General features: G+C 44.0%; 10 protein-coding genes. 7 read left to right on the plus strand and 3 right to left on the minus strand.

Annotated elements, in window-relative coordinates:
* Nucleotides 1–47: 47 nt before the first annotated feature.
* The gene (locus AAFP11_RS18690) at nt 48–6,533 is read left to right on the plus strand and encodes an AAA family ATPase (protein ID WP_341736131.1); all 6,486 of its coding nucleotides are present in this window, start codon (nt 48–50) and stop codon (nt 6,531–6,533) included.
* 397 nt (nt 6,534–6,930) lie between these two features.
* On the opposite strand, the gene AAFP11_RS18695 is transcribed toward AAFP11_RS18690, so the two are convergent.
* Nucleotides 6,931–8,124: a response regulator gene (locus AAFP11_RS18695; protein WP_341736130.1), complete on the minus strand. Its 1,194-nt coding sequence runs from the start codon at nt 8,122–8,124 to the stop codon at nt 6,931–6,933.
* A 386-nt stretch (nt 8,125–8,510) separates the two neighbouring features.
* Here AAFP11_RS18695 and AAFP11_RS18700 point away from each other — a divergent pair, with 386 nt between their 5' ends.
* The 5 genes from AAFP11_RS18700 to AAFP11_RS18720 all read left to right on the plus strand — a co-directional run bounded on the left by AAFP11_RS18700 (nt 8,511) and on the right by AAFP11_RS18720 (nt 15,218).
* Nucleotides 8,511–9,404, plus strand: coding sequence for a sigma-70 family RNA polymerase sigma factor (locus tag AAFP11_RS18700; protein ID WP_341736129.1), 894 nt, complete (start codon nt 8,511–8,513; stop codon nt 9,402–9,404).
* Nucleotides 9,344–11,080 (plus strand): tetratricopeptide repeat protein, encoded by a 1,737-nt coding sequence (locus AAFP11_RS18705; protein ID WP_341736128.1) that lies wholly within the window; start codon nt 9,344–9,346, stop codon nt 11,078–11,080. The genes AAFP11_RS18700 and AAFP11_RS18705 overlap by 61 nt, the downstream gene beginning before the upstream one ends.
* Before the next feature lie 419 nt (nt 11,081–11,499).
* Nucleotides 11,500–12,111, plus strand: a complete 612-nt coding sequence (locus tag AAFP11_RS18710) for a M35 family metallo-endopeptidase (protein ID WP_341736127.1) — start codon at nt 11,500–11,502, stop codon at nt 12,109–12,111.
* A gap of 532 nt (nt 12,112–12,643) precedes the next feature.
* Nucleotides 12,644–14,311, plus strand: a complete 1,668-nt coding sequence (locus AAFP11_RS18715; protein ID WP_341736126.1) for an ABC transporter ATP-binding protein — start codon at nt 12,644–12,646, stop codon at nt 14,309–14,311.
* Nucleotides 14,312–14,354: 43 nt separating this feature from the next.
* Nucleotides 14,355–15,218 (plus strand): class I SAM-dependent methyltransferase, encoded by an 864-nt coding sequence (locus tag AAFP11_RS18720; protein ID WP_341736125.1) that lies wholly within the window; start codon nt 14,355–14,357, stop codon nt 15,216–15,218.
* 384 nt (nt 15,219–15,602) lie between these two features.
* Here AAFP11_RS18720 and petD read toward each other — a convergent pair whose 3' ends face one another.
* Together petD and AAFP11_RS18730 are read right to left on the minus strand one after the other, a co-directional pair.
* Entirely contained in the window at nt 15,603–16,085 is a 483-nt protein-coding gene (petD, locus tag AAFP11_RS18725; protein ID WP_341736124.1) for a cytochrome b6-f complex subunit IV, read from the minus strand.
* A gap of 120 nt (nt 16,086–16,205) precedes the next feature.
* On the minus strand, nt 16,206–16,874 hold the full coding sequence (locus AAFP11_RS18730; RefSeq protein WP_340521812.1) for a cytochrome b6: 669 nt from the start codon (nt 16,872–16,874) through the stop codon (nt 16,206–16,208).
* 146 nt (nt 16,875–17,020) lie between these two features.
* Between AAFP11_RS18730 and AAFP11_RS18735 the strand changes: the two genes are divergently transcribed.
* Nucleotides 17,021–17,221, plus strand: coding sequence for a hypothetical protein (locus AAFP11_RS18735; protein WP_341738421.1), 201 nt, complete (start codon nt 17,021–17,023; stop codon nt 17,219–17,221).
* Nucleotides 17,222–17,781 lie beyond the last annotated feature (560 nt).

A 17,781-nucleotide genomic window follows, 5' to 3' on the forward strand; every position in this document is an offset into this window, starting at 1 on the left:
ACCTAAAATAACCTAGTTATACTTTTGAGGCAGAAGTAATTCCCAAGATGATTTCACTGCCAGATATCACAATTATCGACCAAATTTACCAAAGTGCTAATTCACTCGTATACCGAGGCGTCCTGAATCAAAATCAGCAACCAGTGATTTTGAAACTCCTCAAACAGGATTACCCCACACCAGCCGAACTCTACCGCTATCAACAAGAATACGAAATCACTTGCAGTCTTAATCTAGAGGGAACAATTAAAGCCTACGAGTTAAGAAAATACCAGAATACCCAACTGATTTTGTTGGAGGATTTTGGCGGAGAGTCGTTAAAAAAAATTTTGGAACGCCGTAGGTTCTCAATATCAGAAATTCTCCACATCGCCATCCAAATTACCAAGAATTTAGGTGAAATTCATAAACATAATATAATTCACAAAGACATCAATTTATCTAATATTGTCTTGAATGCTGAAACCGGACAATTAAAAATCATTGACTTTGGCTTATCTACCATCCTATCCCAAGAATATCTCAGCCTCAAAAGTCCCAATCTTCTAGAAGGAACCTTAGCTTATATTTCCCCCGAACAAACAGGACGGATGAATCGATTACTCGACTACCGCACCGATTTCTATTCTCTCGGCGTTACTTTCTACGAACTGCTCACCAATCAATTGCCTTTTGAATCAGCAGATGCCCTTGAGTTAGTCCATTGCCATATTGCCAAACAACCAATTTTGCCTCATGAAATCAATCCAGAAATACCCTTAAATTTCTCAGAGATTGTCATCAAGTTAATGGCAAAAATGGCAGAAGATAGATATCAGAGTGCTTGGGGAATAAAGGCAGATTTAGAAACTTGTCTGGATCAATATAGCACTGGTGAAGTCAAAGCTTTTCCCTTGGGAAACCGAGATATTTATCCTCAACTACAACTACCTCAAAAACTGTACGGGAGAGAAGCACAGATAGATTCCTTATTGGCTGCATTCCGGCGCCTAGCTGCTAGAGAAGAGCAAGAAGTAGAGTCAAATAACCCAACCACAACTCAAAAACAAAATTATCCTCAACAAGGACAAACTCAATTCATACTCATTTCTGGAGCTTCTGGCATCGGAAAATCAGCTTTAGTCCAGGAATTGTATAAGCTCATCACTCAAAAACGTGGCTACTTTATTGCAGGTAAATTTGACCAGTTGCAACGCGATATTCCCTATCAAGCTTTAGTCGGTGCCTTCCAAGAATTGGTGCGACAACTACTCACCGAAACTCCAGCGCAATTACAACAGTGTCAAGAAAAGATTCAACGCGCATTAGGAATTAACGGACAAATTATTATTGATGTTATTCCCGAAGTAGAACTGATTATTGGCAAACAGAATCCAGTCCCCGAATTACCGCCAACAGAAGCACAAAATCGGTTTAATTTAGCTTTTCAAAACTTGATTCATGTCTTTTGCGAAAAAGAACATCCCCTTGTCCTATTTCTAGACGACCTTCAGTGGACAGACAGCGCTACGCTGCAATTGCTCCAGTTGATAATGACCAATTTTACTACTCAATATCTGTTTGTAATCGGAGCTTATCGAGATAACGAAGTCAGTGCAACTCATCCTACTATGCTGACTTTATCTGAGATGAAAAAACAGGGAGTAGTAATTAATCATCTCTCCCTTTCACCCTTAAATTTAAACCAGGTTAATGAATTCATTGCGGATACGCTGAAAACTGAGTGCGTCTCTACGCAAAGATTAGCCGAGTTGGTTTGGCAAAAAACACAAGGAAATCCGTTTTTTATCAAAGAGTTTCTGAAGTCACTTTATACAGAGCAATTGCTGAAATTTGATCCGAATGCTGGGGCTTGGTATTGGGATTTCGAGCAAATTATAACGAGGAATATTACTGATAACGTTGTTGAGTTCATGGCAGATAAAATTCAAATTTTATCAGAACCCACACAAAAAGTTTTACGGTTAGCCGCTTGTATTGGCAACAAATTTGATTTGACAACGCTTTCAACCATCAATGAAACTTCTCAAAAAGAAACGGCCAATGAATTATGGGATGCCATTCAAGCGGGATTGATATTACCCGTTGGGGATGAGTACAAATTCCTAAAAACAAACCGAGAGGCGAATGACTTAAACATTACTTATAAATTTGCTCACGATCGCATCCAGCAAGCAGCCTATTCTCTAATTCCCCCAGACTCCAAGCAAGCGGTTCACTGGAAAATCGGGCAACTGTTGTTACAAAATACACCACCACAGAACCTCCAACAAAAGATTTTTGATATTGTCAATCAACTCAACTTCGGTATTGAAGCAATTGACGTTCAGTTACAAAGAGATAAACTTGCTCAATTAAATCTGATTGCTGGCAAAAAAGCGAAGGCATCAGCAGCTTGGAAACCCGCCTGGAATTACTTAAGAATTGGTATAAATTGCTTGAGTGCAGATAGTTGGCTTCGTCAGTATGACCTCACTCTGGCACTTTATGTGGAAACAGTAGAAGCTGCTATCTTGAGTGGTCACGTTGAGGAAATGGAAAAATTGGCTAACCTTGTGCTTCAACAAGCTACTTCGTTGCTGGACAAAGTGAAAGTCTATGAAGTCAAGATTCAAGCCTATACAGCACAAAACAAACCTCTGGAAGCAATAGATACGGCACTTTCAGTATTAAAGCTGTTGGGGATTCGCTTTCCCCAAAAACCAACACAATTCAATATTTTCCTTGAACTGGTGAAGACTAAGTTAAGTTTAGTAGGGAAGCGAATCGAGGACTTAATCGACCTACCAGTGATGACTAATCCTGATAAACTGGCAGCAATGCGTATCCTCTCAACAGTCGTTTCTGCCGCCCATTTTGCAACACCTGAACTCCTGCCGATGATGGTGTTTAAACAGGTAAATTTATCCATCAAATACGGGAATACTTCTGTGTCTTCTTGTGCCTATGCTACTTACGGACTCATTCTGGCTGGAGAAACCGTAGGAGACATTGAGACTGGTTATCAATTTGGGCAACTTGCTCTCTTGTTACTCGATAAGTTTAATACTAAAGAACTCAAATCCCGAACAATATTTATTGTTAATTACTTTGTCAAACATTGGAAAGAACATCTTAGGGAAACTTTAAACCCTTTGCAGAATGCTTACTCGATAGCCCTAGAAACTGGAGACTTAGAATATGCAGCTTATTCAGTTTGCGTATACTGCTACCATTCCTATGTATTGGGGAAGGAATTGGCAACAGTCGAGGCCGAGATGGCAATGTACAGTAATACCCTCAGCCAACTGAAGCAAGAAACATCATATTACTACAACCAACTCAATCGACAGGTTTTATTGAACTTGATGGGACAGGCTGAAGATAAGTGTCTTTTAATTGGTAAAAGCTATGACGAAAGGAAAATGTTACCCTTGCATCTGTCAGCGAAGGCTCAAAATATTTGTCGATCCCTCTATTTTTTTAAGTTCTTTCTCTGCTATATTTTTCAAGACTATCAGCAAGCTATAGAAAATGCTAAATCCGCCGAAAAATATAGCGATAGCGCTGTAGGTACTATTCCTCTGTACCATTTCTATAATTCTTTAGTTTATCTTGCCATCTATTCTGACGCACCCAAGTCCGAGCAAAAACTGATCCTCCAGAAGGTGAAAGCCAACCAGAAAAAGATCAAGAAATGGGCGGAGTTTGCTCCGATGACTCATCTCCATAAATTCTATCTAGTGGAGGCAGAACGATATCGAGTTTTGGGTGAAACCACTCTCGCTATAGACTATTACGATCGCGCCATTGCCTTAGCCAAAGAACATGACTACATCAACGAAGAGGCTTTGGCTAATGAATTGGCTGCCAAGTTTTACTTCGCTTGGGGAAAAGAGCAAGTTGCCCAAGCCTATATGACAAATGCTTACTACTGCTATTTACGTTGGGGTGCTACAGCTAAAATGACAGATTTGAAACGGCAGTATCCAGAACTTTTAAAGCGTTTTACTACAGCCAATATGTCCATAAATTCGCGCAACAGCCTACCTAATACTTCGTCGGGTAGTATTTCAGGTGAAGTCCTGGATTTGGCAGCATTGATGAAAGCATCTGGGGCGATCGCCAGTGAAATTGAGCTGGATAAACTCCTCACGACTTTGATGAAAATCCTGCTGGAAAGCTGCGGCGCACAAACTGGCTATCTAATTTTAGAGTCTCAAGGACAACTAAGAGTCGAAGCGTCAGGCGAGGCTAACTCAAATCAGGTGATGGTTTTGCAATCGACTCCTATAGAAACCTGTCTGCCTTTGTCGATTATTCACTATGTTGAAAGGACTCAGGAAGGACTGATTGAAAGCGATGTTGCCCGTGAAGGCAGATTTACCCAAGATGCTTATATCAAAACATACCAACCTAAGTCGATTCTTTGCGCCCCTCTGCTGAATCAAGGGCAATTAATTGGGATTGTTTACTTGGAAAATAATTTAGCAGATGGCGTTTTTACACCCGATCGCCTGGAACTAATTAAACTATTATCAACACAAGCGGCGATCGCCCTTACCAACGCTAGACTCTACACCCAAGTACAATCCACGCAAAATCGCCTGAATAAATTCCTCAATGCTATTCCCCTGGGCATCTCCGTTCACGACGCCAAAGGACAAATCATCTACACCAATCAAGTTGCACAGCAGTTACTGAATATTCAAGATTTACCCAAAGCCGAAACTCAGCAACTATCACAAACCTATGGCGTTTATCGCGCCGGCACTGGGGAGATATATCCAGTCGAACAGCTACCCCTAGTGCGATCGCTTGGCGGTGAAACCGCGCAGGCGGATGATTTGGAACTGCACCACAGCGACGGGAGCATTTTTGTAGAATCAACGAGTACGCCGATTTTCGATGATACGGGTAATGTAGAATATGCGATCGCAGCTTTTCAAGATATTAGCGATCGCAAACAGGCCGAGATGACGCTGATTGAAAATGTCCGCTTAGAACAGGAAATTAGCGATCGCAAAAAAACAGAAACAGAACTCGAACAAGCAAAAGAAACAGCCGTTGCCGCCAACCTCGCCAAAAGCACTTTCCTTGCCAACATGAGCCACGAATTGCGAACTCCCCTGAACGCCATTCTCGGCTTTTCTCAACTGATGAATCAGGATACAAATCTGTTAAGTGAACAAACAGAAAACCTCAACATTATTCATCGCAGTGGAGAGCATTTATTATCTCTAATTAATCAGGTGCTTGACCTTTCCAAAGTAGAAGCTGGACGCATGACGCTATCAGAAAATAATTTCCACATCCATCACTTCCTAGCTGATATCGAGGATATGTTTGCGTTGAAAGCAAACGATCGAAGCTTACAATTGCGATTTGAATGTGCTGCCGATGTTCCTAAATATATCTGCGCTGATGAAGTCAAATTGCGGCAAGTGCTGATTAACTTGATAAGTAATGCCGTTAAATTTACCTCTTCGGGAAGCGTGTCTGTTGAAGTAAAAAGTAAACAAGCAAACGCCAAAAGTCAACCCAAAACACAAATAACCAACAACCAACAACAAACAACCATTACCTTTCAAGTCAAAGATACGGGACTTGGTATGGCTGCCGACGAACTGGAGAAACTATTCCAACCCTTCGTGCAAACAGCATCCGGTCAAAAAGTGCAGCAAGGAACCGGATTAGGACTGACGATTAGCCGTCAATTTGTCCGCTTGATGGGAGGTGAAATAACAGTCATTAGTCACGGTAAAGTTTTCACCCCTGGAATGCCTCTCAAGGAATTTTTAGAAGACACAACTGGCACAACATTTAGATTTGACATTCCTGTGGGTATCGCTGATGCCAGCGCAAGTCAAAACCAACCCTACAATCGTCGCGTCGTGGCCCTAGCGCCTAACCAACCCCAATATCGCATCCTAGTAGTGGACGATAAAGATGACAATCGGCAACTGTTAATTAAACTCCTCAAACCTCTTGGTTTTGAAGTGGAAGAAGCGAGTAACGGTATTGAAGCGCTTGAAATTTGGGATTCCTACTCACCGCATCTCATCTGGATGGACATGAGAATGCCCGTTATGGATGGTTATGAAGCCACAAAACGCATTAAAGGCACTATTAAAGGTCAAGCTACTGCTGTTATTGCCCTGACAGCTAGCGTGTGGGAAGAAGAAAAGGCAGTTATTTTATCGGCTGGCTGCGATGATTTTGTGCGAAAACCGTTCCACAAAGAAGCCATTTTTGACATCATGGCTAAACATTTGGGTGTCAGTTATATTTATCAGGAACAACAGCCACCGTCTCCCCCTTCTCCTATGACGGGAGAACCGTTAAATTTCACTGATTTATTAGCAGCGATGTCAAAAAAATGGATTGTAAAATTGCATGAAGCAGCTCTTGACGCGGACTCGGAATTAGTGTCTCAACTCCTTAAGGAAATTCCTGAATCTCACGCTTTCGAGCTTCAAACTCTCAGAAATTGGGTGAATAAGTTTCAATTTGAGAAGATTCTGGATTTAACTGAACCCTTGGTTGGTGAATGATGAGACAGCAGATTGCAGGTTTATGAAGTACACGCCCGCGATCGATCCCCCCTAGCCCCCCTTAAGAAGGGGGGGACAAGAGTATTCAAAGTTAACCCCTACTCCCCTTTTTAAGGGGGATTTAGGGGGATCGAGACTTAGCTAAAAGCGATAAATCTCAGGCATTTCAAAGTCCCCCTTAAGGGGGATTTAGGGGGATCGAGACTCAGCTAAAAGCGATAAATCTCAGGCATTTCAAAGTCCCCCTTCTTAAGGGGGATTTAGGGGGATCGAGACTCAGCTAAAAGCGATAAATCTCAGGCATTTCAAAGTCCCCCTTCTTAAGGGGGATTTAGGGGGATCGAGACTCAGCTAAAAGCGAGGTTTCTTGGGTCAGATTGCGTAAGCACTGTTTATCCTATTTGATGCTAGTATGCGGTTGGTTCAGTTCCATCATTGACCTTAATGGCGACTGTTTTAAGTCTGTAAGATCGCGGATAGTAATTGAGCAACCGTCTCCCAATTTAACAGCAGTGAAATAATAGCATTTGCCCAGGTAATCACTTTCTAGATGAACCTCTCCTTCAAGCGATTCTCCAGTCTCAACAACTTCTACTAATAAATCAAACAATCCGGGATTCAATTGATTAAGCAGTTTTTTCATGAGGGGTGCGCCTGCGAGTTCGGTTCGTTTTTTCCCTAAGATTCTGGCAAAGACAGGGTTAACTACCAAGCAGCGAAAATCTTCAATTTCTCCAGCGATATCCCCCCTCACCGCCTGCACCGCGGCTATTCCATCCAGAGATGAGTTTAGCAAATTTGCCAGCATGGTGCGAGATTGGTAGACAATTTCAGCGGTTTGCTGGTGTCGCTCGATTGCTTCTTTAAGCTGGCGTTTTTGACGCCCGATAGTGAGGTGAGTTTCGAGGCGAACTAGCACTTCTTCCGGCTCAAAAGGTTTAGAAATGTAGTCAACTCCCCCTACTTTAAAAGCTTTGACTTTATCAAAAACTTGGTCAAGTGCACTTAAGAAAATAATCGGAATTTCTGAGGTTTTTTCATCGGATTTGAGGGCTTCGCAGACTTGATAGCCGTCCATGTCTGGCATTTTAATATCCAGCAACATAGCATCGGGGGGATGATTGCGAACTGTCCTCAATGCCATCGCACCATTGGTGACGCAGCGAACTTTATACCCATGCTTAGTCAGAATTTCTGTGAGGAAATGCAGATTTTCTGGGAGGTCATCCACAATTAAAATGTTGCCTTTGGGAGTTTCTAATTCATCGATGTCTCTTCCTCCTCCCGCAGTCATCGTCATAGGTTCGACTTTGGCATGGGCGATCGCACTTGTGGTGCTTTGCTTCTCTACCAGAGAGCGGAAGTTATTCTTAGTAACTTTTTCTCCCATTACGTCTGAAAGGCGCTGCCACAGGAGGGCCGCTAAATCTTTGATATGTCCTACGCTGAGGTACAAGCTGTCAGCAATGACACTATAAGTTGCGTTTTCCCAAGCAGCTTTTAAGATTTCTTTTTCAAGCAAACTTAACGTTTTACTGGTCTTGAACTCTAAGGCTGCTTCGATAAATTCTAGGGCTTCTTGAAAAGTCATGTACAAATCCATCTCATCGGGTAAGGTTTTTCCAGTTTTGCACCCTAGTTTTGAGTTATGCACCGTAGTTTTGATTGTAGGCGATTCAGCACCATACTTTGAAGCCGATCCCTGGCGTTAAGTAAGTCGGTGGGGAAAGCTCTAAGAACTATTATCCGACTTTTCCGACTTTACGATCCGACTTTTCCGACTGACAGGGACAGGGTAGGGGAGCCATGATAAAGACATGGAAAAGATACAGCCTCAAAAAAAGAGCAACTGAATCCAATCTTTATCCGCATAAATACTGAGACCACAGTGAGCTAGATGTTTGCGGGATTGGGGTGCAACGAAAAAAGGAACAGAGGAATGTTCCTTCACATTTATCTTTCACCATTTTTTAAATCATGTCAAGTTCTCAATCCGTTATTGCACAAGACATTTGGGGTGGCTGTGAAGATATAGAGAAAGCATTTTGGCAGCTATGGGAACAGAACCGAGATTATCTTTACCGTTGCTGTGTCAAGTGGATGGGGAATACTACTGATGCCGAAGAAGTGCTCAGTCGCGCCATGCTCAAAGCTTGGGATAAATTACCAGACTATGCCGCACAAATCACCAACCTCCGAGCTTGGCTGATTCGCTTAACCCATAATCTATGTATAGATATACACCGAGAACGTCGCCGGAAAGCAATGCAGATCGAGGATATTGAAGAAATAGCTGCTACAGGAAATTCAGCATTTATTTCTGGTTTGGACTCTCCTGAAGAGGCACTTCTGCATCATGAGTTAGGGAAATACATTCGCCGCGCTATTGATACTCTGCCTTCTCGACTGCGCAATCCGTTTATCCTGCGTTACTGCCACCAGATTGCCTATCAAGATATTGCCCAACAACTTGCTCTCTCGCTCAATAACGTTTACAAGCGCATCCAACAGGCACGAGAAATTCTGCAAAAGCGTTTGAGCGGGTATTTGTCAGGGTTGGATGATGCTCTGTTAGATTCCTCCGAGTCTTCTCAAAAGGGGGACGTTGCCTCGATCGCAAATGATTTTACTGTAGGGGTAGTGCCCCCGTGCCTACCCCGTCAAGATTGTGGGCCGATCGCGGTTGGGGCGATCGCGGTTGGGGCGATCGCGGGTGGGGCGATCGCGGGGGGATTGCCCCTACAATCCGACTCGATCGCCCCCATCCCTCAGAACATTGGCGAGACAATTAATTATCAGGTAACAGCAATATGTCTAGAAACACTACACTCCGGGTGGTATCCCTCACTCAGTCCTCTGGGGTGGAACTGAACGCTTACTTGGTTGCAGACTCCAAGCCAACCCGACAAGAGCAGAAGCTGAAAACATTAAGTGAGTACGTGCAGCAGTATCCATCTGGATGGAAGAAACGGTTGGAATTGGCGAATCTGCTGTATGAAATCGGTCATATCGAGCAGGCGGTTGAGGAATATCGCCAAGTGATCGAGCGACAGCAACCACCATCGATCGCCGTCCACTTGCAATTGGCAAAACTCTTGCAGCTTATGGGACGAGAGGTTGAGGCAGTAGCGGTTTATGAAAGTGCCTTGGCCAATGCACGCAATGAGGCGACTCAACAGCATATCAGCGGCTCGATCGCACTCTGTAGAGGTGATACTCAGGCAGCGATACTGGCTTTTGAGTCGGCGGCAACCCTTGAACCTCACAATGCCGCTCACTGGCTGGCGTTGGGGCAGGTGCAGGTGGGGAGAGGCGATGCGGTTGCAGCTTTGCGAGCCTTTGATGCCGTTTTGTCGCTGCACCCGGAGGATATTGTCGCGTCGATCGGCTGCTATGACGCTCTGGTGGCGGGGGGGAATGTGCGGGAAGCGCAGCGACGGTTGAGCAAAGCGCTAGAGGTGGCTCCGAGTGATTTCGGGGTACTCAAACGACTGGCGGATACTCGTTGCCGGATGAGATTGGTATCGGGTGAGGAGGGGAAGCAGACTAAAAAGACGATCGCTTCTGTGCTGCAACTGGCTCCTGATGCGGCGGATGCCCGCGAGTTGCTGGCATATTATCACCTTTTCCGGGGGGAGTCGGCTAACGGGGTTGGGGTGTTGGAACGGTTTACTGAGGAACACCCGAATCATCCTAGGGGTTGGTATTCCTACGGGCGTTACTTGTTCCACACGGGGGAATATCAGAAAGCGGCTGAGGCGATGCTGAAGGCTTATCGTCTGTATCCGCAGGATTGTGAAATTTATCGGGCGTTGTGTGAAATTTTGTCTGTTATCTCTCCCCCAGCCTCTCTAGATCCCCCCCAGCCCCCCTTAAAAAGGGGGGAGCTAGAGCAGGCGAAGTCTTCTAATTGCAAGGGGGAAACTCCTCTGGAAGTCCCCCTTTTTAAGGGGGATTTAGGGGGATCGAACCCTCAAGTAACCCTTACATCAATAGTAGAAGAGATGCTCGATCGTTTTCCCGATCGCTGGAGTGTTTGGACGACGGCGGGGCGGGTGTTGGTGGAAAGTTTTCAGGAAATCGATCGGGGGTGCAGTCTCTCTGCGAAGGGGACGCAACTTGAGCCGCAGTTACCTGATGCTTGGTTTGGTTATGGGCGGGTGTTGGCGCTGGCTCTTAAACACCGGGAGGCGGTGGAGGCTTTGGCGCAAGGATGGCAGTTGTTACCAGAAGATGGGGGTTATCTGCAATCTGTATCTGCTGCGGTGTGGCTGGGGGAAAGTTATGGAGTGTTGGGGGATGAGGTGGCGAGTCGGAAATGGTTGGAAAAGGCTTGTCAGTTCCGGGAATTGATGGAGTTTGACCCAGCTATGGCTGGTTACTGGCAAGGGAGAGCGTTGTTGGGGTTGGGGGATGTGACGGAGGCTGTGGAGGCTTATCGAAGTGCGCTGAGTCGGCGGTTGCTCTACCCTTTTCGCGGGGAGGTTGAGGAGGCTGTGAAACGGCTGAAAGGTAAGAGGCGAAAGGGCGATCGGGCTAAAGCCTAGATCCTTGACTTCTTAGGGAAGTCGGGGATCTGAACCTCTCAGAGTGCATTGAGTTAGGAAAAAACAGCCTCTAACTCGAAAAATTCAGAAATTGACCTCTGGATTCGTCTTATTATAGAGACAAAAATAAAAGTTTGTCTCAACAATAAACAACTCTCAACGGAGCTTAATCATGTTTAAAGTAAGAAGAATCTGGTAGAACCAATATTTTTTCAGCAAAACTACATTTGTAAGCTGATTAAATGTGATTTATAGATGTAGGGTGGGCACTGCTCACCCTACATCTCAAAGGCGAGAATTTCCGCCTCTTAAGAAAGATTTTTCCCATCTGATGACACCAAGGCAAGTTGTAAAGCCTCGCGAACTCGGAATGACTATTCACCGCTTGTATTCCTATTTTGTATAAAGGAGATGTTTAGATGCAGCCTGAATTAATTGATTTCAACTCTAAGGATGTGGATAAATACATTGCCGCATTCAACCAAGCCAAAAACATTGTCTCTAAAGCCTACTCTAGTGCCAACTCTTTACAGACAATGAATAAAGCAAGCGACGCATATAAAGATGTATTAACTGCGTTTAAGCGATTTTGGGGAGATAATAAGCCAGAAATCGTAGCCAAGAAACTTAAATCTTTGAAAGAAGCATTAATCTCTAAGCCAATACAAATCAAATACGATCCAAAAGACACTTCGTCGAAAGCTTATGTATTCTGTAAAGACTGTGCCACAAGTAAAAGCGTAAACTACAACCCTGTCATGCACTTCTGTCAACCGCTCATCGCAGATTACAGTGTACTCGGCACCAACTCTGCTGCTGGAACAATAATCCATGAGTTGTCTCATCTAGTACTTGGGACGGACGACAAGATATACGGAATGAACAGTTGCTCCATCAATCTCTCTGATGTAGACAAACTCGTTAACGCGGATAACTATAAGTACTACTGCGAGTTGTTTCAGCTTGCCCGTTTGTCTCTGATGCCTGAACTAAGTGATTCCTACGATCTCTCACACAAGCCTCCGCGTTGATCAGGAGTGAAGCTAACAAATTCAACAGAATGCTTAATACAGATATTTTCACCTTGTAGCAAACAACCGTGCAACTCGGTGTCAAGCCTTGTCTTATTAATAAAGACAAGGCTTACTTATTTAGACTCATTTAAAAGCACATATTTCTCTAGTTATCAAACTAATATCTAAGATTCACTCAACTGAATTAATTTAAATTTTAAAATAAAATAATTTTAAGTTAAAGTTAATGTAAACCTTACTTGTTTACTTGACAACTCAATTCTATATAGGTTAATCTACAAAAAGATTGAGAAAAAACACCATCAAAAACAATAAATATACTCATCAAACAGGAGGGTAATTATGTTTTACAGACCCTGGCTATAAAATCAACAACTAAATCATCATAATTACATTGTTAAGCTGATGAAATGTGATTAAAAATTGATTTCAACTGGGTACCGATCACCCTGCTTAGTAAGAAGCTATCCAGATTATAACGGTAAAAGTAAAAGTATAAATCGTGCCTGTAGACAAACTCCCATAACTCATGGAACTTATTTGGTTCTTTAAAACCCTCAACAAATACATTGCCTCCTACAAATGGCAATTCATTTTACTCTTTCTCTGCCTAATATTCGACGCAGCATTCGATTCAGTCTTCCGAGCCAGCTTAAAATTTATCATCGATGCCGCCATCGTTCCCCAAAACTATAGTCTTCTGGTTCTAATCCTGTCATTGCTAGTTGTTGGAGCAATTCTATATGCCTGCATCGGTTTGCTAGGAATTTTCCTAGGAGCGCGTTTGGGCATTTTGATAACTAACAATATCCGACACTCTCTATTCCAGCATCTCCAAAGCCTTTCAATGGAGTTTTTTGGGCGACGTTCAGCCGGGGATATTGTCAATTGTCTAATCGCCGATGTCCAAAAGGTGGAAAATGGTGTAATTACAATGGGGCTGACAGTCGTTGTTTTAGAACTGTCTAACTTCCTATTTTCTCTGGTTTTCCTCTTCTTCCTCAACTGGCAATTAGCCCTGCTCAGTTTAATTGGTTTAACTATCTGTACCCTTGCTCCAGCAAAAATTGCCAGCCTTGCCACCGAAGTCGGCTATAAGTTGCTGCAAAAAGAAGGACAGATTGCCAGCGTTGTCGAAGAGAATATCCTCTCGCAAACCGTTGTCAAGATATTCGGGCTGGAAAACCAAATGACTAAGGATTTTTCCACCGATTTGAATGACTTAAAACAGGTTTATGTCCGGGCAACCTTTCTCTCCTACTTAGTGCAGAAAGTCCCCATGATTGGTTTTGTCATGACGCAGCTTATCGTTTTAAGTATTGGTGCAGTGATGACCTACAGGAATATAATTTCTGTAGGAACTCTTACCTCCTTTCAAGTTTTACTGGTAGGTTTGAATCTCAATATACTTGGTTTAACTTCGTCAATACCTGCATTTATTGATGGAGTAGCAGGGCTGCAACGCATCAGCGATATCTTATCAGAAACTCCGGCGATTCAGGATGCACCGGATGCGATTGATTTACCTCACTTTTCCAGTGATATTTACTTTGACGATGTTAGCTTTAGCTACTCCCAAGATAGAGGAGGAGTTAAAAATCTATCCCTAAAGATTCGCCAAGGAGACTTCGCGGTATTTGTGGGTCAAAGTGGAGCAGGCAAAAGTACAATTGTCAACTTGCTGACGCGATTTTATGACCCAGATAAAGGACGCATTCTGTTTGATGGAGTTGATTTGCGTCATGCAACAGTACGCTCCCTCCGTTCTCAAATTGGACTGGTTTCTCAGGATGTAATTCTCTTTAATTGCTCCGTGCGAGAAAACATCCGCATGGGCTATCTAGAAGCCACTGACAAACAAGTCGAAGCCGCAGCCAAAGCCACAGAAATTCACCAATTTATTTTGACCTTACCTCAAGGTTATGACACTACCGTTGGTGACAGGGGCGGACAGCTATCAGGGGGACAACGCCAAAGAATCGCCCTCGCCAGGGCGTTGGTGAGAAATCCAGCAATTCTGATTCTCGATGAAGCCACATCCGCACTTGATCCCGCCACGGAAGCCAAAATCCTCACCACCATCGAGCGTATTACCAAAGAACGCACCGTTATTTTCATCACCCACCGCATGGCTAATGCGTTGCGTGCGGATGTGACTTACGTGATGGAAAACGGCGGCTTGGTGGTGAGTGATTGATACGCAGATTTGACCTGTACTGAATATTTTGGAGTTAAAAATTATGACCGGCACAAATGATTACAAATGGCTCATTCCCTCTTCTCATGGCCTTGGCTCGAAATCTATTGAAGAAGAGAAAGCTCTCTGGGATAAAAACCACGAAGATTATACCAACACCGCTTTCAGCATCACCCAAGACCCCAAAATCTGCAAAAACTTAATCCGTCCAGAGCGTTCTCCCGGCTATGATATTCCCAACTCGCCTGACATCAAAGTCCTAATTCCCGGTTGTGGCTCGGAAATTTATCTTCAGAAAACCTTACTAGAATTTTGCCCCCAAATTGGACAAATCTACTGTACCGATTTTTCCAAAACAGCGATTGAAAAAGCACGAGCAGATTGGGAAAAAGCAGATGGAGATTCCCGACTCAACAATCAGCAAATCGTGTTTGAGGAAGTAGACTCCACGCGAATCACCGAACAAAAACCGGAGTGGAACGATAAATTTGATTACGTCCTCCTCGCAAATTCCGTGGTTTCCAGTGAAGATAAAACCAACCGCCACATGATTCGGGAATTTGGAAAAGTTCTCAAGCCAGGTGGCAAGATATACGGATATTTCCCAACCACCTTATGCTTCTTAGAAATTGCCTATTTTAGTCGCAAACACGCTCACTGTGTTACAGAGGGATTTATCGATGTCTACGGCAATAAAGTTTGGGATGCTGAGTGGCAAACTGCCCAAATTTATTACACTCCGTTGCGGTTAAATCGCATCTTTAAAGAAGCGGGATTAAAACAACTCAGTTTGGAGATGGAGTTTTTGGACTATGAGCCTTTTGTTTCCATGTTTAAAGAGATGATCGACCATGACGACCCGGATATTTTTGTCTGGCATCTTCTAGTCCGTTATGAAAAATCCTAAACGCACTTCGACCAAAGAAACCGGGTTTTTTACCAAATCTCGGGGCTACAACGAACTATTTTCGTAAAAAACCCGGTTTGTTATCCCCCATCCGTAAGTCAAGAAAAAGAAAGGGTGCGATCGCCTGGAAGAGAGACTGACTTACTTTGCTGACAAGTGGCTCAAGTCATCTCGACTATATAAACCACTCGATCGATTTCCGACTCTAATGATGTGGTATCAGGATTAGAGTCATTTTTTTTGGTATCGATAATGCGATCGACTATAAATGCAAAATTTTATTTTTAATTAATCCCAAATAAAATGACGCCCGCAAAAGTTTCCCTTAAGTACAAAAGCACTTCTAGAAAACCTGCGGGCGTCAAAATCAACCAAGCTTAAATCTTAGAACAGACCAAGAGTGAAAGATTTGTCGATCGGGAAAACAGCGCCAATACCCAACCACAGAGTGATTGCTGTTCCCAATAGGAAAACAGTAGTAGCCACAGGGCGACGGAACGGATTTTGAAACTTGTTAACGCCCTCGATGAACGGAATCAAAATCAAACCCAGGGGAACGCCAGCCATGCAAGCAATACCCAACAATTTGTTAGGTAAAACGCGCAGGAGTTGGAACACTGGCCACAAATACCATTCCGGCAGAATTTCTAGCGGAGTAGCAAAAGGATTAGCAGGTTCCCCAACTAAAGCCGGGTCAAGCACAGCCAAACCGACGCACAGAGAAATTGTTCCCATGATTACTACAGGGAAAACATAGAGCAAGTCATTGGGCCAGGCTGGTTCGCCGTAATAGTTGTGGCCCATGCCCTTGGCGAGTTTAGCGCGGAGCGCTGGATCGCTCAAATCCGGTTTTTTGAGAATAGACATAACGACAGTGTTCTCCTTTTGGTTGTTGGCTGTAAATAAATATGATGAGCGATGAATTCTGAATTTTCAACTCAAAACTTAGCGGGGGGCAAAAAAAATATTGCCCCTACAACTCAAAACTTACAACGGGCCTGAGATTCCTTGTTTGCGAATCATCAAGAAGTGAGCCAGCATGAATACTGCAATCAGCCAAGGCAACACAAATGTGTGCAAGCTGTAATAGCGGCTTAATGTGCCTTGACCGACGCTGACGCCGCCACGGAGTAACTCAACCATTAAAGAACCGACAAAGGGGATGGCTTCGGGAACGCCGGAAACGATTTTGACGGCCCAGTAACCAATTTGATCCCAAGGTAGCGAATAGCCGGTCACGCCGAAGGAGACGGTGATGACTGCCAAAATTACTCCTGTAACCCAGGTGAGTTCGCGGGGTTTTTTGAAGCCGCCGGTCAGGTAAACGCGGAAGGTGTGGAGAATCATCATCAGCACCATCATGCTGGCGGACCAGCGATGGATGGAACGAATCAGCCAACCAAAGCTGACTTCATTCATGATGTATTGGACGGATGAAAAAGCTTCTGCTACCGTGGGACGGTAATAGAACGTCATGGCGAAGCCGGTGGCAAACTGGATGATGAAACAAACCAGAGTGATTCCGCCCAAGCAGTAGAAGATATTGACGTGGGGGGGTACGTACTTGGTTGTGATGTCGTCGGCGAGCGCTTGAATTTCCAGGCGTTCGTCAAACCACTGGTAGGTTTTTGATTCGGTGATTTGTTTAGAAAACATGGAGCCAGAATTCCTAAAAGAATATTGCTGTGGTTGAGATTAAGGGCAGCAGCCACAAGGATTTTTGTCGCCCCGCGATCGCCAGTAAGCTTTTACTAGCAACTGACTTTGGCTATTTTTAAATTGGGAGCTGACTGAGGCACTCGATGGTGCGGTCGCTGTTAGCGCTGGGAAACGGAGCCCTAGCTTGCTCCCCTTTGCTGGCGTTGCCCGATCGAATTCCTGACTATGATAAAAAATGTAACATAATAGCCGTGCAGATTTCACGGAGCGATCGCTTTTGCTTGGGTCTCAAACACCATTTTTCCCAAGCTGCATATCTGCCCCAAGCTGGCATATCGCCATGAGCCTAGCTACACAATAGAATCTGATGCAGTGAGCGGACTCAGGTTTCTAAATTTTCATATTTTTGATAAAACTTCACTTAATCTGGGTTAAATGTCAACTTTAACTAATTTTTGGTGCGCGACTGTCACAGACCTGATGCTGTTTAGGGTTTTGGCCTAAACCAGGTTGGTTCAGGTAATTAGCTGATTTGAGATTGAGGATGAGAACGACAAACCGATTTGTTTTCCGTTGAGTGCTTCCTGGACTGGCTGGATGACTTTTGCCTTCCCAGAGTTCAAGTTGAATGTGCAAAAGCTCAAAAACGTACAAACTTAAAATACAACAGATACCGATCTACTCATATTTTACGGAACAATGATGCACAGACGAGTTTTCCAGATCGCAATTTTACTTGTCCTCCAATGGGTCATGGTTTTCGGTACTTGGGCAGAGCCTGCAATGGCGCTGACTGATGAACAGAAGCTATTGAACGAAGCTTGGCGAATTGTCAACCGCTCTTATGTGGACGATACCTTCAATCATCGAAACTGGAGGTCGATTCGCGAACAGACTATCAAGG

This window comes from Microcoleus sp. CAWBG640, from assembly GCF_020883015.1.
In the GTDB taxonomy this organism is placed as follows: Bacteria; Cyanobacteriota; Cyanobacteriia; order Cyanobacteriales; family Microcoleaceae; genus Microcoleus; species Microcoleus anatoxicus.

Coding starts and splice junctions, on each gene's coding strand:
- AAFP11_RS18710 (WP_341736127.1), top strand. CDS start 11,500: ATGCAGCCTGAATTAATTGATTTCAACTCTAAGGATGTGGATAAATAC.
- AAFP11_RS18705 (WP_341736128.1), top strand. CDS start 9,344: ATGTCTAGAAACACTACACTCCGGGTGGTATCCCTCACTCAGTCCTCT.
- AAFP11_RS18695 (WP_341736130.1), bottom strand. CDS start 8,124: ATGACTTTTCAAGAAGCCCTAGAATTTATCGAAGCAGCCTTAGAGTTC.
- AAFP11_RS18690 (WP_341736131.1), top strand. CDS start 48: ATGATTTCACTGCCAGATATCACAATTATCGACCAAATTTACCAAAGT.
- petD (WP_341736124.1), bottom strand. CDS start 16,085: ATGTCTATTCTCAAAAAACCGGATTTGAGCGATCCAGCGCTCCGCGCT.
- AAFP11_RS18735 (WP_341738421.1), top strand. CDS start 17,021: ATGGTGCGGTCGCTGTTAGCGCTGGGAAACGGAGCCCTAGCTTGCTCC.
- AAFP11_RS18730 (WP_340521812.1), bottom strand. CDS start 16,874: ATGTTTTCTAAACAAATCACCGAATCAAAAACCTACCAGTGGTTTGAC.
- AAFP11_RS18720 (WP_341736125.1), top strand. CDS start 14,355: ATGACCGGCACAAATGATTACAAATGGCTCATTCCCTCTTCTCATGGC.
- AAFP11_RS18700 (WP_341736129.1), top strand. CDS start 8,511: ATGTCAAGTTCTCAATCCGTTATTGCACAAGACATTTGGGGTGGCTGT.
- AAFP11_RS18715 (WP_341736126.1), top strand. CDS start 12,644: ATGGAACTTATTTGGTTCTTTAAAACCCTCAACAAATACATTGCCTCC.